The organism is Synechococcus sp. LTW-G, from assembly GCF_054459035.1.
This window is the reverse complement of the sequence record NZ_JBTKYW010000002.1, coordinates 203,955-227,713: the sequence shown is the minus strand read 5'-3', so window position 1 is coordinate 227,713 and position 23,759 is coordinate 203,955. Positions and strand designations below refer to the sequence as shown.

26 protein-coding genes are annotated in these 23,759 nt (G+C 65.6%); 16 read left to right on the top strand and 10 right to left on the bottom strand.

Annotation, left to right across the window (positions count from 1 at the left end; translation table 11 throughout):
- Window positions 1-74: 74 nt before the first annotated feature.
- The gene (locus tag ACXIQ9_RS05115) at window positions 75-1,040 is read left to right on the top strand and encodes an RpoD/SigA family RNA polymerase sigma factor (protein WP_029626052.1); all 966 of its coding nucleotides are present in this window, start codon (window positions 75-77) and stop codon (window positions 1,038-1,040) included.
- A gap of 19 nt (window positions 1,041-1,059) precedes the next feature.
- A complete protein-coding gene (locus ACXIQ9_RS05110) occupies window positions 1,060-1,728 on the top strand; it encodes a diacylglycerol/polyprenol kinase family protein (RefSeq protein ID WP_247476676.1) in 669 nt (222 codons plus the stop codon).
- Here ACXIQ9_RS05110 and ACXIQ9_RS05105 read toward each other — a convergent pair.
- A complete protein-coding gene (locus ACXIQ9_RS05105; protein ID WP_010313812.1) occupies window positions 1,718-2,053 on the bottom strand; it encodes a hypothetical protein in 336 nt (111 codons plus the stop codon). The two genes, ACXIQ9_RS05110 and ACXIQ9_RS05105, sit on opposite strands and share 11 nt — an antisense overlap.
- 144 nt (window positions 2,054-2,197) lie before the next feature.
- The gene (locus ACXIQ9_RS05100) at window positions 2,198-3,271 is read right to left on the bottom strand and encodes a 3-deoxy-7-phosphoheptulonate synthase (RefSeq protein WP_459015958.1); all 1,074 of its coding nucleotides are present in this window, start codon (window positions 3,269-3,271) and stop codon (window positions 2,198-2,200) included.
- 137 nt (window positions 3,272-3,408) lie between these two features.
- On the opposite strand from ACXIQ9_RS05100, the gene acnB reads away from it, so the two are divergent.
- The 3 genes from acnB to ACXIQ9_RS05085 are packed head-to-tail and all read left to right on the top strand — an operon-like array spanning window position 3,409 to window position 9,022.
- A complete protein-coding gene (acnB, locus tag ACXIQ9_RS05095; protein ID WP_459015957.1) occupies window positions 3,409-6,024 on the top strand; it encodes a bifunctional aconitate hydratase 2/2-methylisocitrate dehydratase in 2,616 nt (871 codons plus the stop codon).
- Between the two features lie 5 nt (window positions 6,025-6,029).
- Window positions 6,030-7,439: a ClC family H(+)/Cl(-) exchange transporter gene (locus tag ACXIQ9_RS05090; RefSeq protein WP_296418500.1), complete on the top strand. Its 1,410-nt coding sequence runs from the start codon at window positions 6,030-6,032 to the stop codon at window positions 7,437-7,439.
- Window positions 7,440-7,495: 56 nt separating this feature from the next.
- On the top strand, window positions 7,496-9,022 hold the full coding sequence (locus ACXIQ9_RS05085) for a B12-binding domain-containing radical SAM protein (protein WP_459016092.1): 1,527 nt from the start codon (window positions 7,496-7,498) through the stop codon (window positions 9,020-9,022).
- On the opposite strand, the gene ACXIQ9_RS05080 is transcribed toward ACXIQ9_RS05085, so the two are convergent.
- On the bottom strand, window positions 9,019-10,311 hold the full coding sequence (locus ACXIQ9_RS05080; protein WP_459015956.1) for an O-antigen ligase family protein: 1,293 nt from the start codon (window positions 10,309-10,311) through the stop codon (window positions 9,019-9,021). The two genes, ACXIQ9_RS05085 and ACXIQ9_RS05080, sit on opposite strands and share 4 nt — an antisense overlap.
- Window positions 10,308-11,180, bottom strand: coding sequence for a formyltetrahydrofolate deformylase (purU, locus tag ACXIQ9_RS05075; protein WP_459015955.1), 873 nt, complete (start codon window positions 11,178-11,180; stop codon window positions 10,308-10,310). The genes ACXIQ9_RS05080 and purU overlap by 4 nt, the downstream gene beginning before the upstream one ends.
- Window positions 11,181-11,297: 117 nt before the next feature.
- Between purU and psbQ the strand changes: the two genes are divergently transcribed.
- The 3 genes from psbQ to pstS are packed head-to-tail and all read left to right on the top strand — an operon-like array spanning window position 11,298 to window position 13,910.
- Window positions 11,298-11,783: a photosystem II protein PsbQ gene (psbQ, locus tag ACXIQ9_RS05070; RefSeq protein WP_010313827.1), complete on the top strand. Its 486-nt coding sequence runs from the start codon at window positions 11,298-11,300 to the stop codon at window positions 11,781-11,783.
- Between the two features lie 44 nt (window positions 11,784-11,827).
- Window positions 11,828-12,862, top strand: a complete 1,035-nt coding sequence (locus tag ACXIQ9_RS05065; RefSeq protein ID WP_459015954.1) for an NAD(P)/FAD-dependent oxidoreductase — start codon at window positions 11,828-11,830, stop codon at window positions 12,860-12,862.
- A gap of 52 nt (window positions 12,863-12,914) precedes the next feature.
- Entirely contained in the window at window positions 12,915-13,910 is a 996-nt protein-coding gene (pstS, locus tag ACXIQ9_RS05060) for a phosphate ABC transporter substrate-binding protein PstS (protein WP_459015953.1), read from the top strand.
- A 129-nt stretch (window positions 13,911-14,039) separates the two neighbouring features.
- Here pstS and dnaK read toward each other — a convergent pair whose 3' ends face one another.
- Entirely contained in the window at window positions 14,040-15,935 is a 1,896-nt protein-coding gene (gene dnaK / locus ACXIQ9_RS05055) for a molecular chaperone DnaK (protein WP_010313834.1), read from the bottom strand.
- A gap of 83 nt (window positions 15,936-16,018) precedes the next feature.
- On the opposite strand from dnaK, the gene ACXIQ9_RS05050 reads away from it, so the two are divergent.
- The 4 genes from ACXIQ9_RS05050 to ACXIQ9_RS05035 all read left to right on the top strand — a co-directional run bounded on the left by ACXIQ9_RS05050 (window position 16,019) and on the right by ACXIQ9_RS05035 (window position 18,230).
- A complete protein-coding gene (locus ACXIQ9_RS05050; protein ID WP_459015952.1) occupies window positions 16,019-16,900 on the top strand; it encodes a shikimate dehydrogenase in 882 nt (293 codons plus the stop codon).
- A 26-nt stretch (window positions 16,901-16,926) separates the two neighbouring features.
- Window positions 16,927-17,388: a Tic20 family protein gene (locus ACXIQ9_RS05045; protein WP_010313838.1), complete on the top strand. Its 462-nt coding sequence runs from the start codon at window positions 16,927-16,929 to the stop codon at window positions 17,386-17,388.
- Window positions 17,389-17,476: 88 nt separating this feature from the next.
- Window positions 17,477-17,845: a 30S ribosomal protein S6 gene (gene rpsF, locus ACXIQ9_RS05040; RefSeq protein WP_029626057.1), complete on the top strand. Its 369-nt coding sequence runs from the start codon at window positions 17,477-17,479 to the stop codon at window positions 17,843-17,845.
- 76 nt (window positions 17,846-17,921) lie between these two features.
- A complete protein-coding gene (locus tag ACXIQ9_RS05035; protein ID WP_459015951.1) occupies window positions 17,922-18,230 on the top strand; it encodes a hypothetical protein in 309 nt (102 codons plus the stop codon).
- A gap of 8 nt (window positions 18,231-18,238) precedes the next feature.
- Here ACXIQ9_RS05035 and ACXIQ9_RS05030 read toward each other — a convergent pair whose 3' ends face one another.
- Both ACXIQ9_RS05030 and ACXIQ9_RS05025 read right to left on the bottom strand, forming a co-directional pair.
- The gene (locus ACXIQ9_RS05030; RefSeq protein ID WP_010313846.1) at window positions 18,239-19,438 is read right to left on the bottom strand and encodes an argininosuccinate synthase; all 1,200 of its coding nucleotides are present in this window, start codon (window positions 19,436-19,438) and stop codon (window positions 18,239-18,241) included.
- Entirely contained in the window at window positions 19,438-19,689 is a 252-nt protein-coding gene (locus ACXIQ9_RS05025) for a hypothetical protein (protein WP_459015950.1), read from the bottom strand. The genes ACXIQ9_RS05030 and ACXIQ9_RS05025 overlap by 1 nt, the downstream gene beginning before the upstream one ends.
- Window positions 19,690-19,791: 102 nt before the next feature.
- On the opposite strand from ACXIQ9_RS05025, the gene ACXIQ9_RS05020 reads away from it, so the two are divergent.
- Together ACXIQ9_RS05020 and mraY are read left to right on the top strand one after the other, a co-directional pair.
- Complete coding sequence (locus tag ACXIQ9_RS05020; RefSeq protein WP_010313850.1) at window positions 19,792-20,067, top strand: DUF3134 domain-containing protein; 276 nt, start codon at window positions 19,792-19,794, stop codon at window positions 20,065-20,067.
- Between the two features lie 44 nt (window positions 20,068-20,111).
- Window positions 20,112-21,173, top strand: coding sequence for a phospho-N-acetylmuramoyl-pentapeptide-transferase (gene mraY, locus ACXIQ9_RS05015; RefSeq protein ID WP_459015949.1), 1,062 nt, complete (start codon window positions 20,112-20,114; stop codon window positions 21,171-21,173).
- Here the strand turns inward: mraY and ACXIQ9_RS05010 are convergent.
- Together ACXIQ9_RS05010 and ACXIQ9_RS05005 are read right to left on the bottom strand one after the other, a co-directional pair.
- Window positions 21,156-21,386, bottom strand: coding sequence for a hypothetical protein (locus tag ACXIQ9_RS05010; protein ID WP_029626059.1), 231 nt, complete (start codon window positions 21,384-21,386; stop codon window positions 21,156-21,158). The genes mraY and ACXIQ9_RS05010 overlap by 18 nt on opposite strands.
- Window positions 21,383-21,595, bottom strand: a complete 213-nt coding sequence (locus tag ACXIQ9_RS05005; protein WP_459015948.1) for a hypothetical protein — start codon at window positions 21,593-21,595, stop codon at window positions 21,383-21,385. Before ACXIQ9_RS05005 ends, ACXIQ9_RS05010 begins: the two co-directional genes overlap by 4 nt.
- A 488-nt stretch (window positions 21,596-22,083) precedes the next feature.
- Here ACXIQ9_RS05005 and ACXIQ9_RS05000 point away from each other — a divergent pair, with 488 nt between their 5' ends.
- Entirely contained in the window at window positions 22,084-22,326 is a 243-nt protein-coding gene (locus ACXIQ9_RS05000; RefSeq protein WP_459015947.1) for a hypothetical protein, read from the top strand.
- 4 nt (window positions 22,327-22,330) lie between these two features.
- Here the strand turns inward: ACXIQ9_RS05000 and ACXIQ9_RS04995 are convergent, their stop codons facing one another.
- On the bottom strand, window positions 22,331-22,507 hold the full coding sequence (locus ACXIQ9_RS04995; RefSeq protein WP_247476649.1) for a cytochrome B6: 177 nt from the start codon (window positions 22,505-22,507) through the stop codon (window positions 22,331-22,333).
- A gap of 44 nt (window positions 22,508-22,551) precedes the next feature.
- Here ACXIQ9_RS04995 and purT point away from each other — a divergent pair, with 44 nt between their 5' ends.
- Window positions 22,552-23,733: a formate-dependent phosphoribosylglycinamide formyltransferase gene (gene purT, locus ACXIQ9_RS04990; protein WP_459015946.1), complete on the top strand. Its 1,182-nt coding sequence runs from the start codon at window positions 22,552-22,554 to the stop codon at window positions 23,731-23,733.
- The last annotated feature ends 26 nt before the right edge of the window (window positions 23,734-23,759 follow it).

The window sequence follows — 23,759 nt, the reverse complement described above, 5'->3', positions numbered from 1 at the left end:
TTAGTTCAGTTCTGCAACCCTGCAGAGACAACCAACCGCCCAAAGCAACCTCCGAAGCCTGCGCATCTGCTGCCATGCCTGCAAACAAGCCCGCTGCTTCAGGCTCTTCGAGCAACAAATCAACGGCTCGATCCGCCGCGTCCCGGCAGGGAGGTCGCCTTAGTGCTGACTCGATCGGCTGGTACCTGAGCAATATCGGCCGGGTACCCCTCCTCACTCCCGCCGAAGAGATTGAGTTGGCTCACCATGTGCAGGCGATGAAGCGTCTGCAGGAGCTCCCCGCCGCCGAACTCACCGCCCGCCAAAAACATCAGATCCGGATGGGCACCCGCGCCCGGGATCGAATGATGGCCGCCAACCTGCGGCTCGTCGTGAGCGTCGCCAAGAAATATCAGAACCAAGGCCTGGAACTGCTTGACCTGGTCCAAGAGGGCGCGATTGGTCTGGAGCGAGCCGTCGACAAGTTCGACCCCGCCATGGGCTACAAGTTCTCGACCTATGCCTACTGGTGGATTCGCCAGGGCATGACCCGGGCCATCGACAACAGCGCCCGCACGATTCGCCTGCCGATTCACGTGAGCGAGAAGCTCTCGAAGATGCGTCGCATCACCCGCGAGCTCTCCCATCGCTTTGGCCGCCAACCCAACCGCCTGGAGCTGGCCCATGCCATGGGCATGCAGCCGGAAGAACTGGAAGAGCTGATCACCCAAAGCGCCCCCTGCGCCTCCCTCGATGCCCATGCCCGGGGCGACGATGACCGGAGCACCCTCGGCGAGCTGATCGCGGATCCCAATAGCAACGAGTCCATGGATTCCATGGATCGCAACCTGCAGAAGGAGCACCTGGGCACCTGGCTCTCACAGCTCAATGAGCGCGAGCGCAAGATCATCGAACTGCGCTTTGGACTCGCCGGCCAAGAGCCCCTGACCCTGGCGGAAATCGGACGCCAGATCAACGTCTCCCGCGAACGGGTGCGTCAGTTGGAATCGAAAGCGATTCTCAAGCTGCGCCTGATGACCAACTACCAGCAGGCTGCTTGAGCCGTATCGCCTGAGTTCTGTGGTCACGCAACAGCTCCTGGGCGTGGCCGCTGTCTTGGCCTGGCTTGCTGCTGTGCTGCTGACGGCCCTGGCAGTACGCCGGCGCTGGCCGCAACAGAAGGAGTGGAGCCGCAAGGTCGTCCACATCGGTACGGGCGCGGTCGTACTCCTGGCTTGGGCCTTTGCGATTCCGCGAGGCCTGGCCCTGGGCGCCGCGGCCCTGGTCACGCTGGGCACCGCCCTGAACCACCGCTTCCGCCTGCTGCCTGCCGTCGAGGACGTCGGACGCCACAGCTACGGGACGATTGCCTACGGCGCCTCGATCACGATTCTCCTGGCCCTGTTCTGGCCCCAGCAACCGCTACCCGTGGCCGCAGGCGTTCTGGTAATGGCCTGCGGCGATGGACTCGCGGGGCTGGTGGGCCCCCAGATCCAGTCAGCGCGTTGGCAGATCTTCGGGCAAACCAAATCCCTGGCGGGCACCGCGACCATGGCCCTCACCAGCTGGCTGGTCCTGGCCCTATTGATCGGAGTCGCCCAGGGAACGGGCGCAGCCGCACCCAGCTTGGTGGCTGCGGCTGCCATCGCGATCGCCGCCACGGGGCTCGAGCAACTGAGTGGCTTTGGCCTCGACAACCTGAGCGTGCCGTTAGCCACCGCTTATCTCTGGCAACTCGCTATGCCCTGAGCATCGCCTCACAGCGCTGCTCCCAGTCCCGTTGGGTGCCAAGGCCGGTGACCAACTGGGTCTCTCCCGGTTCACTGCGCAAACACAACTGCCACTGGCGGATCGCCTCAGCGCGCTCCATCCAAGCGTTCATCACACTGCGCTGGGTCAGCTCTGGATCCCACTGGCGGCAACTGGCGGTCTCCAGGGCCCAGGCCATCAAGGCATCCAGCTGAACCGGGCGAAAGCCCGTGAACACCGGACCGGCACCATCCACGGAACTTTGCTGCAGGTAAAACAGCTGCAACGGATCAGACAGACCAAAAAACTGCAGCAGATAGGCCATAGGCAGCCCCCTTTCAGTTGCAGACAAGGTAATTGGACAGGCAGAAGATTCTGCTCACTGCCAACAGTTTTAAACCACACTATTGAGCACCGAAGGCAATTAGCACTCTCGATCTTCGAGTGCTAATTGAGCAAAACGCTTCGCTTAAACCGCGACGACAGAAGCGCTCTGGGCCGCCGCAACCGCATCAGCCAAGCTCGCCAGCACCTCACGGGTCGTCTGCAGATCGATGCAGGCGTCGGTGATGCTCTGGCCATAGGTGAGGGCCGAGCGATCGGGGCTGATCTTCTGATTACCAGCCACCAAATGGCTCTCGATCATCACGCCCATGACATCGCGGGAGCCCGCCCGCAGTTGCTCAGCCACCTGCGCCGCCACCTCGCCTTGACGGCGGTAGTCCTTATTGGAGTTGCCGTGGCTGCAATCCACCATCACCCGAGCCGGCAGTCCGTCTTTCACCAGAGCAGCCGAGGCTTCTTCAATCGCCTCTCGGTGGTAGTTGGTGCCCTGCTTGCCGCCCCGCAGCACCAGGTGCCCGTCGGGGTTGCCGGTGGTGGTGACGATGGCCGCTTGGCCATCCTTATTAATGCCCAGGAAATGGTGGGGGCGTGCTGCCGCCTCCATCGCATTGATGGCGGTGATGGCGCTGCCGTCGGTGCCGTTCTTGAAACCGATGGGCATGGACAGCCCAGAGGCCATTTCCCGGTGGGTCTGGCTTTCGGTGGTGCGGGCGCCGATGGCCGTCCAGCTGATCAGATCAGCGATGTACTGGGGAACGACAGGGTCCAACAGCTCCGTGGCAGCCGGTAGCCCCATGTCGGCCAGATGCAGCAGCAGGCCGCGTGCCAGGCGCAGACCGGTGTTGATGTCGTAGCTGCCGTCCAGATGCGGGTCGTTGATCAACCCCTTCCAACCGACGGTGGTGCGGGGTTTCTCGAAATAGACCCGCATCACCACCTCGAGTTGATCGCGGTGGCGCTTGTGTTCTTCAGCGATGGCGGCGGCGTATTCCTGGGCCGCCTCCACGTCATGGACCGAGCAGGGTCCAACGATCACCAGCAAACGCTGGTCGTCACCCCGAAGGATGGCCTTGATGCGCTCGCGGGCCTCGCGCACGGTGCGCCCAGCGGTCTCGCTCAGTGGCAGCTCCCCGTGCAGCAGGGTGGGCGCCACCAGGGGCCGGGTTTCCACCACGTGGAGATCAGAGGTGGGAATCATGCCGGCAACCATCCCAGGGGCTCGGAGCAACCCACCCTAAAAGCCCAGTCGCATCGTTCGTCACATCGGGGGGGACCGGCGGCAAAGAACAATGGTCGGACGTCCACCGATCGAGGCCCCCTGGGGTTCCAGCGCCGATGTCCGCCAGCAGCTTCCTTGCCGACTACCGCGCCGCCGCTGCGGAGCGAGAAGCCCAAGGGGTCCCCGCCCTGCCGCTGACAGCCGCCGAAACCCAGGCCCTGACTGAACTGCTGCAGGCACCCCCCGCCGGGGAAGAGGAGTTCCTGCTGCATCTGCTCTCGGAGCGCATCCCCCCCGGCGTGGATGAGGCGGCCTACGTCAAAGCGGACTGGCTCAGTGCCGTGGCCCAGGGCAGAACCACCAGCCCCCTGGTCGCTCCCGTGGAAGCGGTGAAGCTGCTGGCCACCATGATCGGCGGCTACAACGTCGGCGCCCTGATCGAGCTGCTCTCCCACGCGGACGCAGCCATCGCTGACGCCGCCGCGACTGGGCTCTGCCGCACCCTGCTGGTCTACGACGCCTACAACGATGTCCTGGAGCTGGCCGCCAGCAACACCCAGGCCAAACGGGTCATCGATAGCTGGGCCAATGCCGAGTGGTTCACCGCCAAGCCCGAGCTGCCGGCGGAGATCACCGTCACGGTCTTCAAGGTGGAAGGCGAGACCAACACCGATGACCTCTCCCCGGCAACCCACGCCACCACCCGTCCGGACATCCCGCTGCACGCCACGGCGATGCTCGAGACCCGGATGCCCGGCGGCCTGGATCTGATCGCCGAGCTCAAGAAAAAGGGCCATCCCGTGGCCTACGTCGGCGACGTGGTCGGCACCGGCAGCTCCCGTAAATCCGCCATCAACTCGGTGCTCTGGCACACCGGCACCGACATCCCCCACGTGCCCAACAAGCGCAGTGGCGGCGTGGTGCTCGGCGGCAAGATCGCGCCGATCTTCTTCAACACGGCTGAGGACTCCGGCGCCCTGCCGATTGAGTGCGATGTCACCGCCCTGAACTCCGGCGATGTCATCACCATTCGCCCCTACGCCGGCACGATCGAGCGGGCAGCGGGCGAGGCCAATGCCGGTGACGTGGTGGCCCGCTTCGAGCTCAAGCCGAGCACGATCACCGATGAGGTGCGTGCCGGCGGCCGCATCCCCCTGATGATCGGCCGTGCCTTGACCGACAAGGTGCGCGCCCAGCTGGGACTCCCCGCCAGCGACCTCTTCATCCGGCCCAGTGCCCCCGCCGACACCGGCAAGGGCTTCACCCTGGCCCAAAAAATGGTGGGCAAGGCCTGCGGCCTGCCGGGCGTGCGCCCCGGCACCAGCTGTGAGCCGCTGATGACCACGGTCGGCTCCCAGGACACCACCGGGCCGATGACCCGCGATGAAATGAAGGAGCTGGCCTGCCTGGGCTTCTCCGCCGATCTGGTGATGCAGAGCTTCTGCCACACCGCGGCCTACCCCAAGCCGGTGGACCTCAAGACCCACGCCGAGCTGCCCGACTTCATTAGCTCCCGCGGCGGCGTCGCCCTGCGCCCCGGCGACGGCATCATCCACAGCTGGCTGAACCGGATGCTGCTGCCCGACACCGTGGGCACCGGCGGTGACAGCCACACCCGCTTCCCCCTGGGCATCTCCTTCCCCGCCGGCTCCGGCCTGGTGGCCTTCGCCGCCGCCATCGGTGCGATGCCCCTGGACATGCCCGAGTCGGTGCTGGTGAAGTTCTCCGGCTCCCTGCAGCCCGGCGTCACCCTGCGGGATGTGGTGAATGCCATTCCCTACGTCGCGATCCAGCAGGGGCTGCTGACGGTGGAGAAGGCCGGCAAGAAGAACATCTTCAGCGGCCGAATCATGGAGATCGAGGGCCTACCCGACCTGAAGCTGGAGCAAGCCTTCGAGCTGACCGATGCCACCGCCGAGCGCTCCTGCGCCGGCAGCACCATCAAGCTCTCTGTGGAGACCGTCAGCGAGTACCTGCGCAGCAACGTGGCGCTGCTCAAGAACATGATCGCGCGGGGCTACAGCGATGCCCGCACCCTGGCCCGCCGGATCAAGGCCATGGAGGACTGGCTGGCCAATCCCGTGCTGATGGAAGCCGACACCAACGCTGAGTACGCCGCGGTGATCGAGATCAACCTCGATGAGATCACCGAGCCGATCCTGGCCTGCCCGAACGACCCCGACAACGTCAAAACCCTCTCGGATGTGGCCGGGAGTCAGATCGATGAGGTGTTCATCGGCTCCTGCATGACCAACATCGGCCACTACCGCGCCGCCGCCACCGTCCTGGAGGGACAAGGGGAGAACACGGCTCGCCTCTGGGTCTGCCCACCCACCCGGATGGATGAGGAGATGCTCAAGCAGGAGGGCTACTACGCCATCTTCGAGAAGGCCGGCTCCCGCATGGAGATGCCCGGTTGCTCCCTCTGCATGGGCAACCAGGCGCGGGTGGAGGACAACTCCACGGTGTTCTCCACCAGCACCCGCAACTTCAACAACCGCTTGGGCAATGGCGCCCAGGTGTATCTGGGCAGCGCCGAGCTGGCTGCGGTCTGCGCCCAGCTGGGCCGACTCCCCAGCAAGGAGCAATACCTGGCCATCGCAGCCGCCAAGATCGATCCCAAGGGCGCTGAGCTCTACCGCTACCTGAACTTCGATCAGATCGAGGGATTTGAGGACAGCGGTCGCGTGGTCAGTAGCGACGACGAGGCGAAGGTCCTGGCAGGGGTCTGAGGGCATTGCAGACCCATGGCCTGAAGCTGGAACTGCAGTCCTGGAGGACCAGCCGCAACCTGGAGCGGATGGTCCAGCAACGCTGGCCGGCCGTCGTCCTCACCCTGATCGTCACCGGCCTGGGGGCTGCGGCCGCCGGCCTGCTGTTCAAAACGGGCGTGGGCTGGCTGGGCAGTTGGCGCCTGGGGCTCCTGCAAACCGCCAGCCCTTGGCTGGTCCTGCCCTTAATGGGAGGGATCGGCGGCCTGCTCTCGGCGGTGCTGATCAGCACCCTGGCGCCAACGGCGGCGGGCTCGGGGATCCCGCAGGTGATGCGCTTCCTCTCGCGCCAAAGCCTGCCGATGAACCTGCAGGTGGCCATCGTCAAATTGCTGGCGGGGATCCTGGCCATTGGCAGTGGCTTCCCGCTTGGGCCCGAGGGTCCGGCCGTTCAGATGGGCAGTTCCGTGGGCTGGCAGATGGCCCGCTGGTTCAAGGCCCCGCCCTCGCTGCTGCGCGTGATCGTGGCGGCCGGCGGCGGCGCAGGGATCGCAGCCGTCTTCCATGCCCCCCTGGGGGGCTTCTTCTATGCGATTGAGGAGCTGCTGCGGAAGTCCGGTCCGATCCTGCTGCTGCTGGTGCTCGGCACGGCCTTCGCCGGCAGCTTCTGGGCCGACGTCATGGGCCTGGCTGGCTTTGGCCAGCAAAGCGCGGGCATCGGCCAGAAGGGCTTCCAGATCAGCAGCGAGTACAACCTCGATATTCAGTTCCTGCCCAAGGACCTGATCTATCTGGTGGCCCTGGGGATTGTGGTGGGCCTGCTGGCGGAGCTCTACACCCGCTACGTGGTGAAGATGCAGTCCCTGGGGCAGCGCTTCTTCTCCGGAAAGATCGTGGTGCGGATGCTGCTGGGCGGCATCGCCCTGGGCTGCCTCTACGCCGCCCTGCCGGCTGAGTTCCGCAACAACGCGGCCCTCCAGCACACGATCGTCGACGGCCACGTCGAGATCAACAAGGCCGTGGGCATCTTCACCCTGCTGTTTTTCGCCACCGGCCTGGCGGCCGCCACCGGGGCCCCGGGCGGCCTGTTTGCACCGATGCTCACCCTGGGCGGCGCCCTGGGGCTGACCGCCGCAGGCATTGCCGAGCACCTCTCCGGCCATGCCCCAAGCACCTACGTCTTCGCCGGAATGGCGGCCTTCATCGCCGCCTGCTCCCGCACACCGATCACGGCGGTCTTCCTGGTCTTTGCCCTGACCAAGGACCTGCTGATCCTCAAGCCCCTGTTCGTCTGCGCCGTGGTGAGCTTCGTGGTCTCCCGCATCACCCACGAGCACTCGATCTACCAACGCCAGCTGGCCCTGCAGAGCAGTGCCACCAGCACCCAAGGGGAGATGAAACTGCCGGGCACTCCGCTCAGCCCGCGGGACCTTTGAACCAAGAAACCCTGCTGTTTGAGCCAGCTGCTGCGCAGCAGGGTGCCCTTCGGGCAGTGTTGGCCTTCCCCAGCACCTACACCGTGGGGATCACAAGCCTGGGCTACCAGGTGGTCTGGGCGACCTTGGCCCAGCGCGCCGATGTGGATGTGCGGCGGCTGTTCACCGACCAGGGCGATCCGCAGCACCGCCACTGCGATCTCTTTGGCCTGTCCCTGAGCTGGGAACTCGACGGGCCGGTGCTGCTGGATCTGCTGGAGCAGCAGCGCATCCCGATCTGGGCGAGCGAGCGCGGCGACAACGACCCGATCGTCTTTGGCGGAGGGCCGGTGCTCACCGCCAACCCCGAGCCCCTAGCCCCCTTCTTTGACGCGGTGCTGCTCGGGGATGGCGAGCTGCTGCTGCCGGCCTTTATCGATGCCCTGCAGGACTGCAAAACCGCCCCGCGCCAGCAGCGGCTGCGGCGCCTGGCGGAGGTGCCCGGTGTCTATGTCCCGTCGCTCTATGCCCCTCGCTACGGCGAATGCGGCGACCTGCTGGCGATCGAACCAATCGAGGCCGGCATTCCCGAAACCGTGGAAAAGCAGACCTGGCGCGGCAACACCCTGAGCCACTCCACGGTGATCACCCCGGAGGCGGCCTGGCCTTCTATCCACATGGTCGAGGTGGTGCGCAGCTGCCCGGAGCTTTGCCGCTTCTGCCTGGCCAGCTATCTCACCCTGCCCTTCCGCACGCCGAGCCTCGATGACGGGCTCATCCCGGCCGTGGAAAAGGGCCTAGGCGCCACCCAACGCTTGGGGCTTTTGGGGGCCTCGGTCACCCAGCACCCGCAATTCAGCGACCTACTGCAGTGGCTCGATCAGGACCGTTTTGACGACACCCGGGTCAGCGTCAGCTCCGTGCGTGCCGCCACCGTGACCCCCGAGCTGGGGCGGATCCTGGCCAAACGCGGCAGCAAGTCCCTGACCATCGCCATCGAGAGCGGCAGCGAGCGCATGCGCGAGGTGGTCAACAAAAAGCTGGCCACCGAGGAGATCTACGCCGCGGCCCGCTACGCCAAAGAAGGCGGCCTCAGCGGCCTGAAGCTCTACGGCATGGCCGGCCTGCCTTCGGAAACCGAGGACGATGTTGAGGCCACCGCCGACCTGCTGCTGCAGCTCAAGAAGGCCACCCCAGGCCTGCGCCTATCGCTCGGGGTCAGCACCTTTGTGCCCAAGGCCCACACCCCCTTCCAATGGCAGGGCGTCCGCCCCGAAGCCGAGAAACGGCTGAAACTCCTGGCCAAACGGCTGAAGCCCAAGGGCATCGACCTGCGCCCCGAGAGCTACGGCTGGAGCGTGATTCAGGCGCTGCTCTCCCGCAGTGACCGGCGCCTTGCACCCGTGATCGCCGCGGTGCGCGGCCGCCACGAAAAACTCGGCGGCTGGAAGCAGGCCTACCGCGAAGCCGAGACGCCCCTGCCCCCCTGGGAGGAGGTCATCCACGGGGCATGGGACGCCGATCGGGTCCTGCCCTGGGAGCACCTCAAGGGCCCCCTACCCAAGGCCACCCTGCGCAAGCACCACGACGAAGCCCTGGCCTAGAGCCGGCAGCGCAGACCCGCCAGCAGGATCCAACCGGCGATGTTCAGGCGGCTGTCGTACATCGGGATGTCGGTGGCATGGAGCACCACCAGCACCAGCGCCGCGGCCCACCAGGCCCGCTCAAACAGCGCGCCACTGGCCATGCCAAGCCTCACGCCGCGGATCAAGAGCCACAGCACCAGACCGACCAGACCCACGGCCACCGGCAGACCGTGACTGAGGGCCAGATCCAAGGCGATGTTGTGGGGATGGCCATGCCAATGGCCCGTCCGCAGGGGATAGATCACGCTGAAGGCCGCCGCCCCCCAGCCCAGCCAAGGACGCTCGCCCACCAGCCCCAGGGCCGAGCCCCACTGACTCAGACGCGTCAACGCCAGGGGCCGCTCCCCATGGGAATTGAAATCGTTCAGGCGTCCCCAGATCGACTGGGGAACGATCTCCCGCAGGGGGACCTGAATCACCGCCGGCACCCCCGGCAGGGTGGCCAGGGCAACGGGCACCAGCGCCAACAGCAGCAGGGGCATCAACCAAATCCAGCGCCCCGGGCCCAGCACGATCGGCAGCGCCAGGACCAGAGCACCCCAACCGTTGCGGGAGTCGGTAGCCAGCATCTCGGCCACCTGGGTGACCACCAGGGCAAAGCTGATGCCCCAGAGCCCAAAGGCCAGCGGGCCGGAGCGCCAGCGGCGGCAGTGCTGCAGAAAGGCCGCCAGCACCAAAGGCCAGCTCAAGGCCAGCCAGGCCGCCGTGATGTTGGCGTAATCAAACAGGCCCGAGAGCCGCCCAGGGGGATTGCCACCACCGCGGATCCACCAGACGATCGCCCCACCCAACAGTTCATAGGGGCCGCTCCAGCCGAGCACCATCTGGCCAAAGCCGGTCCCCAGAACCGGAACGGTGCCGGCCACCAGCCACAGGGCCACCCGGCGCCGGGCCTCCGGTGTGGCCAGATAGGGCTGATAGGCCCAGAACGCCCAGAAAAACGGAAGCCAATTACCCAGGCCCACCCAGGCCAGCCAGCCGCTGGAGGCGGTGAAGCAGCCCAGGAGCATCCACAGACCGATGCCAGCCAGCAGCCAATTGACCCGATCGTCCCGCCAGGCGGTCGGCTGACGACTCCCCAGGATCAAGGCCACAAACAGCAGCAACCCCGCCAGAAGCGCACTGGCCGGCAGCAGCAGCAGGGCGACCTGGAAGCAACGCCAACCCCAGAGGGTCGCCGCCGCCGGCCGCTCCCCATCCAGCAACACCAAACCGGCCTGCAGCGGCTTGCGCCAGAGCTGGGTCATTCGAACACCGCTGTACGGCCGCGGTAGACCATCACCTGTCGCTTCAGATGCAAGCGCACCGCCCGTGCCAAGGCCAGACGCTCGGTATCGCGGCCTTTGCGGATCAGATCCTCCACCTCATCGCGGTGACTCACGTTGACGGTGGACTGGGCAATGATCGGGCCCGCATCGAGCTCGTCGGTCACGTAGTGCCCGGTGGCCCCGATCAACTTCACCCCCCGCTCCCAGGCCCGGTGATAGGGCTGCGCCCCCATGAAGGCCGGCAGGAAGGAATGGTGGATGTTGATCACCCGGTGGAAGGCATCCGGCGGGTCAAAGGCCGCCAAAAAGGCTGGTGTCAGCACCTGCATGTACTTGGCCAGGATCACCAACTCAATGCCGTGCTCCTTCAGCAGCTCCAAGTGACGGGCCTCGGCCTCCTGGCGGTTGGCGTTGTTGATCGGCACATGGGCGAACTGGGCGCCGAACTCCTCGGCGATCGAACCCAGATCGGGATGGTTGGAGACCACCAGCGGCACCCGCATCGGCAACTCGCCGGTGCGCACACGCCAGAGCAGATCCAAGAAACAGTGGTCCTGCTTGCTGACGAAGATCGCCACAGCCGGGCACTGATCCGAGAAGGTGACCCTCTGTTCACCCCCCAGGCGCTCCGCCAGGGAGGACGCCGCCGGAGCAATCGCTTCCCGGGGCAACCCAAACCCCTCGAGCTGCCACTCGATGCGGCTTAGGAACAGACCAGCCCCTTGGTCGCTGTGGTGATCGGCGTGGACGATGTTGCCGCCGTTGCCAGCCACCCAACCGGAGAGCTCCCGCACAAGACCCGGCTGGTCCGGGCAAATCATCTGAAGGATGGCGGTAGCAGCCGTCATGGAATGGCATCAAAGCCCGGGAGACCTGAATTCTGCCGTTCAAGCCGTTGCAGCTCGTTATGGAGAGCTCCCAGGCCAGTTGCCCTGGGTAAAGTCCCGCAATCAAGCTCAGCAACAATGGCTGCTCAACCGCTCTATTCCGGCCTGCGGCGACTGGCCCTGGCGGCCCTCGCTCTGGTGATCAGCTTTGGCCTGACCGCCTGCGGTGGCGCCAAAGCGAAGGCCCCCACCCTGAGTGCTGACGACATCACCGTGATCGAGCGCCAGGCCGAAGGCTTCCTGGCAGCGCGCGACCGCCTGCCTGAGCTCGCCACCCTGGTGAATGAGCGCAACTGGGTCTTCACCCGCAACCTGATCCACGGCCCCATGCAGGAAGTGGGCCGCGAGATGCTCTACATCAACCAGCGTCTGCTGCCCGGCGACCGCGCTGAGGCCACCAAGCTGGCCACCGATCTGAAGGCCGCCCTGGCCGACCTCGACGAAGCCGCCCGTCTGCAGGACGCCAACAACCTCAGCAAGTCCTACATCAAGGTCGCTAGCGGTTTCGGTCGTTACGCCCAGATCCTTCCTGAGCAGGTTCAGTCCGACCTCAAGCAGATCTGAATCCGCTGAACCCCCTGCCCACCAGCCGGCCCTACTCGATCTGCGTGATCGGAGCCGGCGTGGTGGGCTTTTCTGTGGCCTGGCACCTGCAGCGGAGCGGGCACCAGGTCACGCTGTTTGACCCCCGGCTGGGGCAAGCCCAAGGCGCAGACGCCGGCAGCAGCGCTGCCCTAGGGCTATTGATGGCTCGCGTCTTTCGCCGCAGCAGCGGCCGGGGCTGGAGGCTGCGGCAGCAGTCCCACGCCCTCTGGCGGCAGTGGCGGGAGGAGCTCGAGCAGCGGGGCCATGTCCTGCCCTTTCGCCCCGGCCTCCTGCAGCTCGCGACCACGGCGGCCGAGCAAGAGGCGCAGGCCCAACTTGCGGAGCAGCGGCAGGACCTGCGCCTGCTGGATCCCGCAGAACTCGAGGCCCTCAGGCCGCTCATCCCCCAACCGTCCCTCGGAGGCCTTCTCTCCCCGGAGGACGGCCAACTCGATCCCATCCCAGCCATGCGGGCGCTGCAGGAGGACGGGGCACGGCTTGGGGTCCAGCTCAACGCGACGGCGGTCCGCGGGCTGGAGCGCAGCGGAAGCGGTCAATGGCGCGTCGTCGGCGGACAGGGGTCCTACGACTGGGTCGTCCTCAGTGCCGGCCTGAGTAGTTCAGCGTTGCTGGAGCCCCTGGGCCACGAGCGCCCCCAACACCCGGTGCTCGGCCAGGCCCTTGAGCTGCAACTCGCCGACGGTGATCAGGCTCCCCTCAACTGGCCGGGCAGCCTGAGCTGGAGCGGCATCAATTTGGTGCCGCGGCCCCAGGGGCGCCTTTGGCTAGGCGCCACGGTGGAAATCGATCAACGGCAGGGACAGCCCGAGCAGCTGCTCGCCCTGCGCGAGCTCGACGGCAAGGCCCCAGCCTGGCTGCAACGGGCCACGGTGTTGCGTCAGTGGCAGGGGCTGCGGGCCCGTCCCCTCGGCCGGCCCGCACCGCTGCTGGAGCAGCTCGAACCGGGATTACTGCTGGCTAGCGGCCACTACCGCAATGGCGTCCTGTTGGCTCCGGCCACGGCCTCCTGGGTGGCTGAGCAGATCGAACAAGGCTGACCACTTGAAGGGGCTTCTTTAGCCTTGGGGCTCTTGTCGACATCTGCCGACGATGCTTCGCACCCGCACCCTGGTACCCCTGAGCCTCCTGGCCGTCCTGGCCCTGACGGCCTGCGGAGGCTCTGGCTCTGGCGGCGGTGCATCCAGCGCCCGCCTGCAGGGTGCCGGAGCCACCTTCCCCGCTCCGATTTACCTGCGCTGGTTCCAGGACCTGGCCGCCAAGGGCGAGGTGAAGGTCAACTACCAGTCGGTGGGTTCAGGCGCTGGCATCCGCCAGTTCGAGGCCGCCACCGTTGACTTCGCCGCCAGCGACAAACCCCTCAGCGACGAGGACGCCGCCGGCATCAAGCGCGGTGCCGTGCAGGTCCCCATGACCGCCGGTGCGATCGCCGTGGCCTACAACAACCCCGGCTGCGAACTGAAGCTGACCCAACAGCAGCTGGTCGGAATCTTCGAAGGCAAGATCACCAACTACAGCGACCTGGGTTGCGGTGATCAGGCCATCAAGGTGGTCTACCGCTCCGACGGCTCCGGCACGACCTACAACTTCACCAAGTCCCTCTCGGCCTTCAGCCCCGCCTGGGCCTCGGGTCCGGGCTCCGGAAAATCGATCAAGTGGCCCATCGGTCTTGGCGCCAAGGGCAACGAGGGCATGGCCGCCAGCCTGCAGCAGATCAAGGGCGCCCTGGGCTACGTCGAGAGCTCCTATGTACGCGGTGATCTACAGGCCGCTGCCCTGCAGAACGCAGGTGGCAGCTACGCCAAACCCACCACCAAAGAAGCGGCTGAGGCCCTGGGCAGCATCGATCTGGGTCCCAACCTGACGGGCAGCAACCCCAATCCCAAGGCGGGCTATCCGATCGTCACCTTCACCTGGATCCTGCTCTACAAGAGCGGCAACGGCGACAAGCTCAAGAGCCTGCAGCAGGCCTTCAACTACACCCTCAGCGATGCGGCTCAGGCCAATGCCCCGGCCCTGGGCTACGTGAGCCTGCCGGGCAACGTGCTCCAAAAAGCACGGGCCGCCGTCGCCAGCATCGGCGAATAAGACCCGAAGCGTCTAATCCCCAAAGCCCATCTCCGCATGGAGATGGGCTTTTTTTTGCTGAAGGGCTTCAAGACACAAAAAACCCCCGGCCGAAGCCGGGGGTCATGGCTCACGCCCGTGAGCGCTGAATCACTTGGACTCGGTGAACTCGGCGTCGATCACGTCATCGCCGGCGGCACCAGCATCAGCACCAGGTGCACCAGCTGCAGCGCCTTCAGCACCAGCGGCCTGCTGGTAGACGGCGGCACCGGCGGCGTAGAGGGCCTGCTGCAGGGTCTCGAGCTCGGACTTCATCGTGTCGAAGTCGTCCTTCTCGATGGCTTCCTTGAGCTTGGCGGAGGAGGACTCGACCTTGGCCTTGTCCTCAGCACCCACCTTGTCGCCCAGTTCGCCCAGCTGCTTCTCGGCTTGATACACCAGGGTTTCGGCCTGGTTCTTCACGTCGATCCGCTCGCGCTTCTCCTTGTCGGCGCTGGCGTTGGCCTCGGCGTCCTTGACCATCTTCTCCACCTCGTTGTCGCTGAGGGTGGAGGCGCCGGTGATGGAGATGCTCTGCTCCTTACCACTGCCCTTGTCCTTGGCGGTGACGCTCAGGATGCCGTTGGCGTCGATGTCGAAGGTGACTTCGATCTGGGGCACTCCACGGGGGGCAGGGGGGATGCCATCGAGGCGGAAGGTTCCAAGCGACTTGTTGTCGCTGGCCATCTCGCGCTCGCCCTGGAGCACGTGGATCTCGACGTTGGTCTGACCGTCCACAGCGGTGGAGTAGGTCTCCGACTTCTTGGTCGGGATGGTGGTGTTCCGGGGAATCATCTTGGTCATCACACCGCCCAGGGTTTCCACGCCCAGGGACAGGGGAGTGACGTCCAGCAGAAGGATGTCCTTGACCTCACCGGCGAGCACACCGCCCTGAATGGCGGCACCCACGGCCACCACCTCATCGGGGTTCACGGTTTGGTTGGGGGACTTCCCGGTGACGCGCTTCACCAGCTCGAGGACCGCGGGGATGCGGGTGGAACCACCCACCATCACCACCTCATCCAGCTCGGAGGAGGCGAGCTTGGCGTCCTTCAGGGCCTGCTCGACGGGCACGCGGCAACGGTCGATCAGCTTGGAGGCCAGCTCTTCGAACTTGGCCCGGGTGAGGGTCAGGTCGAGGTGCTTGGGGCCCTCGGGGGTTGCCGTGATGAACGGCAGGTTGATCTCGCTTTGGGTCGCGCTGGAGAGCTCGATCTTGGCTTTCTCAGCGGCCTCGGTCAGGCGCTGCAGGGCCTGCTTGTCACTGCGCAGATCGATGCCTTCGTTGGACTTGAAGGTGTCGGCCAGGTGATCAACGATCACCTTGTCGAAGTCATCACCGCCCAGATGGGTGTCGCCCGAGGTGGAGAGCACCTCAAAGACACCGTCGCCCACCTCAAGAACGGACACGTCGAAGGTGCCGCCGCCCAGGTCGAAGACCAGGATTTTCTCGTTGCTCTTCTTGTCCAGGCCGTAGGCCAGGGCAGCCGCGGTGGGCTCGTTGATGATGCGCAGCACCTCAAGGCCAGCGATCTTGCCGGCGTCCTTGGTGGCCTGGCGCTGGGAGTCGTTGAAGTAGGCGGGAACGGTGATGACCGCTTGGGTCACGGTCTCACCGAGGTACTTACCGGCGTCTTCGGCCAGCTTGCGCAGGACCTGAGCGCTGACTTCCTCAGGAGCAAATTGCTTGTTGAGGACGGGGCACTTGACCTTGACGTTGGAGCCGGCCTTCTCGACGCCGTAGCTCACTTCCTTGGACTCTTCGTTCACCTCGTCCACCCGGCGTCCGATGAAACGCTTGACGGAATAGAAGGTGTTTTCCGGGTTCATCACCGCCTGGCGCTTGGCGATTTGACCCACCAGCTGATCCTGGTTTTTGGTGTATGCCACCACGGAAGGCGTGGTGCGGAAGCCCTCGGCATTGGCAATCACGGTGGGCTTGCCGCCCTCCATGACTGACACGCAGCTGTTGGTGGTGCCAAGGTCGATACCGACAACCTTGCCCATGGGTGACCTCTGAACTGCAGACATCCTCTGCAGCGGCACCCGGGTGGGGCTAGGTGTGGTTGCCGAACAGTGCCCGAACCACCGTGAACGCCGAGGCCCGAATCCAAGGCAGCACCGCGCTTGTGGGGGTACTGGGCGATCCGGTGCGCCACTCCCTTTCGCCGGTGATGCACAACGCGGCGCTCGAGGCCATGGGCCTGGACTGGGCCTACCTGGCCCTACCCGCGCCAACGGCTGAGCTGGGCACCGTTATCCAGGCCCTCGAAGCGATGGGCTGCCGCGGCCTCAACGTCACCATTCCCCACAAGCAGGCCGTGGCGCCGCTCTGCAGCGAGCTGAGCCCCCTGGCCGAGCGCCTGGGGGCCGTCAACACCCTGGTGCCACGCCAGGGGGGCGGCTGGCTTGGCACCAACACCGATGTGGAAGGCTTCTGCGCGCCGCTGCGGGAGGTCAGCTGGAGCAGCAAGCGGGCGCTGGTGCTCGGCTGCGGCGGCAGTGCCCGCGCCGTCGTCGCCGGTCTGGTGGAGCTGGGCTTTGCCGAGATCGTTCTGGCCGGGCGACGGCCGGAAGCCCTCGAGACCTTCCAGGCGGACTGCCAGCCCTGGGCGCCCCAACTCAGCACCCTCAGCTGGGACAGCGGAATCGCCGCAACCCTCGCCCAGGCGGATCTGCTGGTGAACACCACGCCCGTGGGCATGGCCTCGGCCACGGACCCCGCCGCCGCCCAGGCCTGCCCCCTCAGTGACAGCGAACTCGCGGCGCTTTCAGCCGAGGCCTGGGTCTACGACTTGATCTACACACCTCGGCCGACCACGCTGCTGCAGCGGGCAACGGCCAAAGGCTGCCGCAGCCTGGATGGCCTGCGCATGCTGGTGGAGCAGGGGGCCGCCTCCCTGCGCCTCTGGAGCGGCAGGAGCGAGGTGCCCGTCGAGGTCATGCACCAGGCCGCCCTGCGCCAGCTCTAACGTCACACCCAAGGCGACGGAGTGCGATGACGATCCCCAGTTGGCAGCGGCTTCTGGCCTTGCTGACCTATCTCCTGCCCTGGAGCGATGGTCTGCCCTTCGGGCGCTCCCTGACGAGCCTGTTTCCAGTTCTGCAGTGGTTGAGCCTGCCGGCCCTGCCGCTGGTGCTGATCGAGCAGGCCATTCCCTTCGGCGGGTTCATCCTGTTTTTGGTGCTCTTTCTGGGCGTGGTGCGCAACCAGCGGGTCCCCTACTTCATCCGCTTCAACGCCCTGCAAGCCATCCTGCTGGACATCATCCTGATCGTGCTGTCCCTGGCGTTCAACCTGCTGCTCGCCCCCCTGGGCGGGAACTTTGCGGTGCGGACCCTGGCCAACACCGTCTTCCTGGGGATGCTCGTGCTGGTGCTGTTCGGGATCATCCAGTGCCTGCGCGGCAAGGAAGCCGACATCCCCAGCCTGTCTGAAGCGGTTCGCATGCAGCTGTAGGGTGGACGATCCGCCGCTGATGAACCGGGCTCACCCCCACCCCATCAGCCACCGTCCCTTTCGGCGTCCACGTCGGATCGCGTAAGCCATGTCGCAGCCCTACTACGAAACGATGTACATCCTTCGTCCGGACATCCCGGAGGAAGAGGTGGAAACCCATATCACCAAGTACCGCGATCTCGTCACCGAAGCCGGTGCTGAGGTTCTGGATTGCCAGATGCGCGGCAAGCGCCGCCTGGCCTACACCATTGCCAAGCACAAGGAAGGCATCTACGTGCAGCTGGCCCACAACGGCGACGGCCAACAGGTGGCAGCTCTCGAGAAGGCCATGCGCCTGAGCGAAGACGTGATCCGCTACCTGACCGTCAAGCAGGACGGCCCCCTGCCGGCTCCCCGCAGCGGCCCTGCCCCCCAGGCCACCAGCGACGAAGCCGCTCTGCAGACCGCAGACGCCTGATCTCGAAAGGCATCTCGCCCCTTGTTCCCTCCTGGAGCCTTGGTTAGGTTCCAGGAGGTTTTTTGTTGACCAGCCGTTGGAGCACCAAGACCTGCAGGCGGCCTTGGCCAAAAGCCAACAGGAGCTGGAGCGCGCACAGGAGCAGATCGCCGAACTGGAGGCCCTGCTGGCGGAGTTGCCCGGCATTTTTGAGCGGAAGTTCAGCCAGCGGCTCGAGCCAATCCTTGAGCGCCAGCGGCTCTTGAGCGCCGACAACGAACGGCTCCAGCAGGGCTCCCAGCGGGAGGAGCCCCTGGTGCTTCCACTGCAGCCGGCGCAGCAGCGGATGGGATCCCGGGTGCGGGCGCTCTGGCCCCAGAACCAGGACCCGTCCGTGGCGGCCTGAAGCAGGCCCTAGCGCTGGCTGTTCGCCCAGAGACGGGTCGGCAGACCCCAGACGTAGATGAAGCCCTCGGCGGCGCGGTGATCGAACTGATCCCCTGCGTCGTAGGTGGCCATGTCAGGCACGTAGAGGCTGTTGGCGCTGCTGCGGCCGACGACGGTGGCGTTGCCCTTGTGCAGCTTCACCTTGACCGTGCCGTTGACGGTGCGCTGGGTGCGATCGATGAAGCCATCCAGCGCATCCTTCAACGGGCCGTACCACAGGCCTTGGTAGACCACATCGGCCCACTGCTGCTCCAGCTGACGCTTGCTGCGCAGCACGTCCGCCGCCAGGGTCAGGCTCTCCAGTTCCTGGTGGGCCTTGATCAGCAGCAGCAAACCGGGGGTTTCGTAAATCTCACGGCTCTTGATCCCCACCACGCGGTTCTCGATCATGTCGAGACGGCCATAGCCGTGGCTGCCGGCCAGGGCATTGGCGCGGCGGATCAGGCTGACGGGATCCAGGCGCTCGCCATCGATACTGACGGGATTGCCGTTCTCGAAGCCGATCTCCACCACCTGGGCCTGCTCCGGGGCCGCCTCCACGCTGACGGTGAGGGCATAGATCTCCTCAGGGGGTTCCACGTTGGGATCCTCCAGAGGTCCGGCCTCAATCGAGCGACCCAGCAGGTTGAGGTCGATCGAATAGGGCGACTTCTTGCTCACCGGGGAAGGGATCCCGCAACGCTCGCCGTAGGCGATCGTCTCCTCACGGCTCATGCCCCATTCCCGCGCCGGGGTCAGGACCTTCAAATCCGGCGCCAGAGCGCCGATCGCCACGTCGAAGCGCACCTGGTCGTTGCCCTTGCCCGTGCAGCCATGGGCCACGGCATCCGCACCGACTTCGCGGGCAATCTCCACCAGGCGGCGGGCGATCAGAGGACGCGCCAGGGCCGTGGAGAGGGGATAGCGACCTTCGTAGAGGGCGTTGGCCCGGATCGCCGGGAAGGCGAAATCACGGATGAACGGCTCGATCAGGTCACCCACGATCGACTGGCTAGCACCGGAGTCCAGAGCCTTCTGACGGATGGGCTCAAGCTCATCCCCCTGTCCCAGATCCGCAGCGAAGGTAATGACCTCCTCCACGCCCCACTCGTTCTTGAGATAGGGAATACAGACGCTGGTATCCACACCACCGGAATACGCCAGCACAGCCTTCTTGGCCCGGCCCATCAACGCTCTCCATGCGCGCAATCGATCGATTCTCCACTGTCGTGGTGGCGGATCATCTGGAAGGCCAGCCAACCGGCCATGCCCAAAGGCGGAACCAGCACCAGGGCCAAGGCCAGAACCGCTGCCAGCTCAGGCCGCGCGAGGGCCCAGGACTGCTCCAGCAGGGGCGTGCTCCAACGCTTCCCGGCCCAGACCAAGCCCGCACTGATGGCCAGGGCTGCACCCCAAGCAGGCCAGAGCCGCCATGTCATAAGAGCCTTGGGGAGAGTCTCAGATAGGATGGCGGATTGGCGCCAGCTGGGTAGCTACGAACCCGGCAAACCTGTACACCGACGTCCGACGGGCCTCACGCGATGAGCAGCAACCTCAGCACCAGCCTCTCCCAGCTGGATGGCATTAACCCCTCGCTGACCCGTTACGGCCGCAGCGAACCCGCCCCGGTGCTGCCCCTGCGGGAGGAGCCCGACCTGTTGAGCTGGCTCGAGACCAGCGGCCGCCTGGTGGTTGATGAGGAAGCCGCCACCAGCGACGTCAGCACCGTGGAAGAAGAAGAACTCTCCGCACTGATGGGCGAGAAAGAGGACTACAAAGCCGACGACGAGCAAAACGAGGAAAACTGGGAGGACTGATTCCCCCCACCTCTGTGGTCTCCACCACCAGGCTCATCGCCTCGATGCCCAGCAACAGCCGCCAACTGGCGCTGCTGCTGGGCTTGTTGCTGCTTGGAGTCTGTGCCGGCTGCGACTGGTTCACGCGGACGCCGCAGCTCACCGCGCCCCTGCTCGTGGCCGCAGCGATCAGCGCGGTGGTGTGCGCCTGGGGTGTGCCGCGCCTGCGGAACCTCAAGCTGGGCCAGGTCATCCGCCAGGAGGGGCCGCAGAGCCACCTCAGCAAAGCGGGCACCCCGACCATGGGTGGACTGCTGGTGATGCCTGTCGGCGTCCTGATCGGTGGGCTGATTGCCCCCAGCGACCTGCGCCTACCCGGAGTCGCGGCCATCACCCTGGCCTACATGGCCATCGGCGGATTCGATGACTGGCGCAGCTTGACCAAGCGCCACAACACCGGCCTCTCCCCCAGCGGCAAGCTGCTCCTGCAGGCCCTCAGTGCCGGCGGCTTCCTCGCTTGGGCCGCTTGGCATGAACTGATCCCAGACAGCATCGCCCTGCCCCTGGGCTGGATCCTGCCGCTGGGCCTCTTGATCTGGCCCCTGGGATTGTTTGTCTTTCTGGCGGAGAGCAACGCCACCAACCTCACCGATGGCCTCGATGGCCTGGCGGCCGGATGCGGAGCCATCGTCTTCAGCGGCATGGGGGTCCAGCTGATGCTGAGGGGAAACCAGGGGGACCCCGCCCTGGCCGCCTTCTCCGCCGCCATGGCCGGCTGCTGGCTGGGCTTTCTGCTGTTCAATCGACACCCGGCACGGGTGTTCATGGGAGACACCGGCTCCCTGGCGATGGGCGCCGCCCTCGCGGCCGTCGCGCTGCTGAGCGACAGCCTTTGGGCCCTGCTCTTGATGGGGGGAATCTTCCTGGCGGAGTCCCTCTCGGTGATCGTTCAGGTCTGGGTCTTCAAAGCCACCAAAGGCCCCGATGGAGTCGGCAGGCGTGTCTTCCGCATGGCGCCCTTGCATCACCACTTCGAACTGGGCGGAGCAGCCGAACAGCAGGTTGTCGTTGGGTTCTGGCTGATCAGTGCTGCCCTGGCCGCCCTGGGGTTACTGCTGCTGGCCTGAGCCGGCTCGGTAGTAACGGCAGTAGCCAAGAACCGTGGAATAGGCGTTGTAGCGGCCGGGCTTCAGGCGCAATTGCTGCATCGCTTCGGCATCTGTCAGCTGCATCGAGGCCCAGCGGGCACAGACCTGGCGGTGGTCCACCCAGAACCAGGCCACCACGGCAGCAAGGGTCCCCAAGAGCAACAGCACGAGCCAAGGCCAGCGCTGACTCATGCGGCCACGTCCCAATCGCGAGGCTGCTCCAGATCGAAGCGCTGCGGATCCAGGGTTCGAGGCGAGAAGCCCACGACCTGGGAATAGCCCGGCTGACGCAGTCGCTCCCGCTTGGCTGCCCGCTGGACGGCCGCGGAGTAATAGGAGTAGCCCATGAAAGCCGCCGAAGCAGCGACCATCACGGCAGGGAGATGGATCAGGATCTCCATCAACTCAAACCGCTTGCCAAAGCTTTGGAGTGGGCATTGCTTTGCTTTGCCGCCAAACCAAGAAGTTCGGTCTTAATCGTTACGCAAGCCAGGCAGGTTGTCCAGGGCAATCAGAACTATTGGGCCTGCAGCGCAGGCATTGCTTCATCCGCCTCTGTGTTGTTCACAGGGGGCGGACCATCCCCGAGCCAGGTACACATCACCACCCCAAGGGCCAGCAACAGGATCAATACGATCAATCGCACAGCGCGGCCCGTTGAAGTCATGGCCAAACGGTTGTTTTGATCACCCAACCCTGTCAGCGGGAGCCCACAGAGAGCGCAGAGCGTTACAAGAGCAACAGTTCAAAGCCTTGAGGCAGCGCATCATTCACCCACGACCTTCGGGTCGGGCAAGGGAGATTCTCAAGGGGGTGTGGCAACCCCCTTTTTTATTGGCCAGGCGCAAGCTGCTGAGGGCGCCTACGGTCAAGTCAGCACTCCTGAGCCATGGCCTACTTCACCTGGAAGGAAACAGGACTGACGGGCGACTGCGCCAGCCTCGAGGCGATGGCCTCGCGCTTTGAAGAAGCCGCGGCCCTGATGCGTCGGATGGCCTCTGAGGGATTTGTGCTGGAGCGCCATAGCGATGGCCAACACATCACCCACAGGGATGACGGGGTCTTCGCCGCCTATGGCTTCATCGATGAACAGTCACCGGTGCGGCAGTTGAACCTGATCGAACTGGACTGAACGGTCAGCCCGCGCGGCGCAGGTAACCGATGAGCCACACCAGCACAAACGCCAGCACCGAAATCCCGAGATAGATCAGCGTCCAACGCTGGAGATCCTCAATGCTCAGACCATTGAGCAGACCATCCGCTGCATCACCGGCAGTGGCGTAAGCAAACGGGGCGAACAACAGCACGGGCACGCGGCGATGCAAGATCGCGCAAGTCTCTCGTCTCCGCGGCGGCCATGGCCAGCTCCAACTTCCCCCGCACCCTGATGCTCTTGGGCAGCGGTGAATTGGGCAAAGAGGTGGCCATCGCCGCGCAACGCCTGGGTTGCCGTGTAATCGCAGTGGATCGCTACGCCGGGGCCCCCGCGATGCAGGTCGCCGATGTGGCCGAAGTCGTACCGATGACGGACCCGGAGGCGCTCAAGGCGGTGGTCCGTCAGCACCAACCCGATGTCCTGATCCCCGAGATCGAAGCCCTGGCCGTGGACGCCCTGGCGGAGCTGGAGGCCGAGGGCACCACCGTGATCCCCACGGCCCGCGCCACGGCCGTGACCATGAACCGCGACCGCATCCGCGACCTCGCCGCGACGGAACTGGGGCTACGCACGGCCCGGTTCGCCTACGCCAGCAGCGCCGAGGAATTGGCGCAGGCCGCCGCACCCCTGGGTTGGCCCGTGGTGGTGAAGCCGGTGATGAGCTCCTCCGGCAAAGGCCAAAGCGTGGTGGACGGTCCAGAGGGCATTCCCGCCGCCTGGGAGGCCGCCATGGCCGGTGCCCGAGGTAGCGGCGCCCGGGTGATCGTCGAGGAGTTCCTCCACTTTGAGCAGGAAATCACCCTGCTGACCGTGAAGCAGTGGAACGGCCCCACCCTGTTCTGCCCACCCATCGGCCATATCCAAGAGCGGGGCGACTACCAGTGCAGCTGGCAACCCGCCCAGCTCGAGTGGGAGCAACTGGCCGCCGCCCAGACCATGGCACGGGAGGTCACCGACAACCTCGGGGGCGCTGGCATTTTTGGCGTGGAGTTTTTCGTCTGCCGCCTGCCCGATGGCAGCAGCGAAGTGGTCTTCTCCGAGCTCTCGCCCCGACCCCACGACACCGGCCTGGTGACCCTGGCCGGACAAAACCTGAGCGAATTTGAACTGCACCTGCGGGCCGTCCTTGGGCTGCCCATCCCTGAGATCCGCTCCGAGGGGGCAGCCGCCAGCCGCGTGATCCTGGCTGAGCGACAAAGCGACAGCGTGACCTTCAGCGGCCTGGACGAGGCCCTGGCCGAAACCGATGTACAGGTGCTGCTGTTTGGCAAACCCGACGCCCGTCCCTACCGGCGCATGGGGGTAGCTCTGGCCCGCGGTGCGGACCTCAAGGACGCACAGCAAAAAGCCGATCAAGCCGCCGGCAAGATCCAGGTGATCTAGAGGCCCAAACCCCTCTAGCTCCAAGG

Excerpts from the sequence above, each read along its gene's own strand:
- acnB (WP_459015957.1), top strand. The coding sequence starts at position 3,409 with ATGTCCGCCAGCAGCTTCCTTGCCGACTACCGCGCCGCCGCTGCGGAG.
- ACXIQ9_RS05100 (WP_459015958.1), bottom strand. The coding sequence starts at position 3,271 with ATGATTCCCACCTCTGATCTCCACGTGGTGGAAACCCGGCCCCTGGTG.
- ACXIQ9_RS05000 (WP_459015947.1), top strand. The coding sequence starts at position 22,084 with ATGGCCTACTTCACCTGGAAGGAAACAGGACTGACGGGCGACTGCGCC.
- ACXIQ9_RS05105 (WP_010313812.1), bottom strand. The coding sequence starts at position 2,053 with ATGGCCTATCTGCTGCAGTTTTTTGGTCTGTCTGATCCGTTGCAGCTG.
- ACXIQ9_RS05010 (WP_029626059.1), bottom strand. The coding sequence starts at position 21,386 with ATGAGTCAGCGCTGGCCTTGGCTCGTGCTGTTGCTCTTGGGGACCCTT.
- ACXIQ9_RS05005 (WP_459015948.1), bottom strand. The coding sequence starts at position 21,595 with ATGGAGATCCTGATCCATCTCCCTGCCGTGATGGTCGCTGCTTCGGCG.
- psbQ (WP_010313827.1), top strand. The coding sequence starts at position 11,298 with ATGGCTGCTCAACCGCTCTATTCCGGCCTGCGGCGACTGGCCCTGGCG.
- purU (WP_459015955.1), bottom strand. The coding sequence starts at position 11,180 with ATGACGGCTGCTACCGCCATCCTTCAGATGATTTGCCCGGACCAGCCG.
- rpsF (WP_029626057.1), top strand. The coding sequence starts at position 17,477 with ATGTCGCAGCCCTACTACGAAACGATGTACATCCTTCGTCCGGACATC.
- ACXIQ9_RS05020 (WP_010313850.1), top strand. The coding sequence starts at position 19,792 with ATGAGCAGCAACCTCAGCACCAGCCTCTCCCAGCTGGATGGCATTAAC.
- ACXIQ9_RS05045 (WP_010313838.1), top strand. The coding sequence starts at position 16,927 with ATGACGATCCCCAGTTGGCAGCGGCTTCTGGCCTTGCTGACCTATCTC.
- dnaK (WP_010313834.1), bottom strand. The coding sequence starts at position 15,935 with ATGGGCAAGGTTGTCGGTATCGACCTTGGCACCACCAACAGCTGCGTG.
- ACXIQ9_RS05080 (WP_459015956.1), bottom strand. The coding sequence starts at position 10,311 with ATGACCCAGCTCTGGCGCAAGCCGCTGCAGGCCGGTTTGGTGTTGCTG.
- ACXIQ9_RS05025 (WP_459015950.1), bottom strand. The coding sequence starts at position 19,689 with ATGACATGGCGGCTCTGGCCTGCTTGGGGTGCAGCCCTGGCCATCAGT.
- purT (WP_459015946.1), top strand. The coding sequence starts at position 22,552 with ATGGCCAGCTCCAACTTCCCCCGCACCCTGATGCTCTTGGGCAGCGGT.
- mraY (WP_459015949.1), top strand. The coding sequence starts at position 20,112 with ATGCCCAGCAACAGCCGCCAACTGGCGCTGCTGCTGGGCTTGTTGCTG.
- pstS (WP_459015953.1), top strand. The coding sequence starts at position 12,915 with ATGCTTCGCACCCGCACCCTGGTACCCCTGAGCCTCCTGGCCGTCCTG.
- ACXIQ9_RS05030 (WP_010313846.1), bottom strand. The coding sequence starts at position 19,438 with ATGGGCCGGGCCAAGAAGGCTGTGCTGGCGTATTCCGGTGGTGTGGAT.
- ACXIQ9_RS05115 (WP_029626052.1), top strand. The coding sequence starts at position 75 with ATGCCTGCAAACAAGCCCGCTGCTTCAGGCTCTTCGAGCAACAAATCA.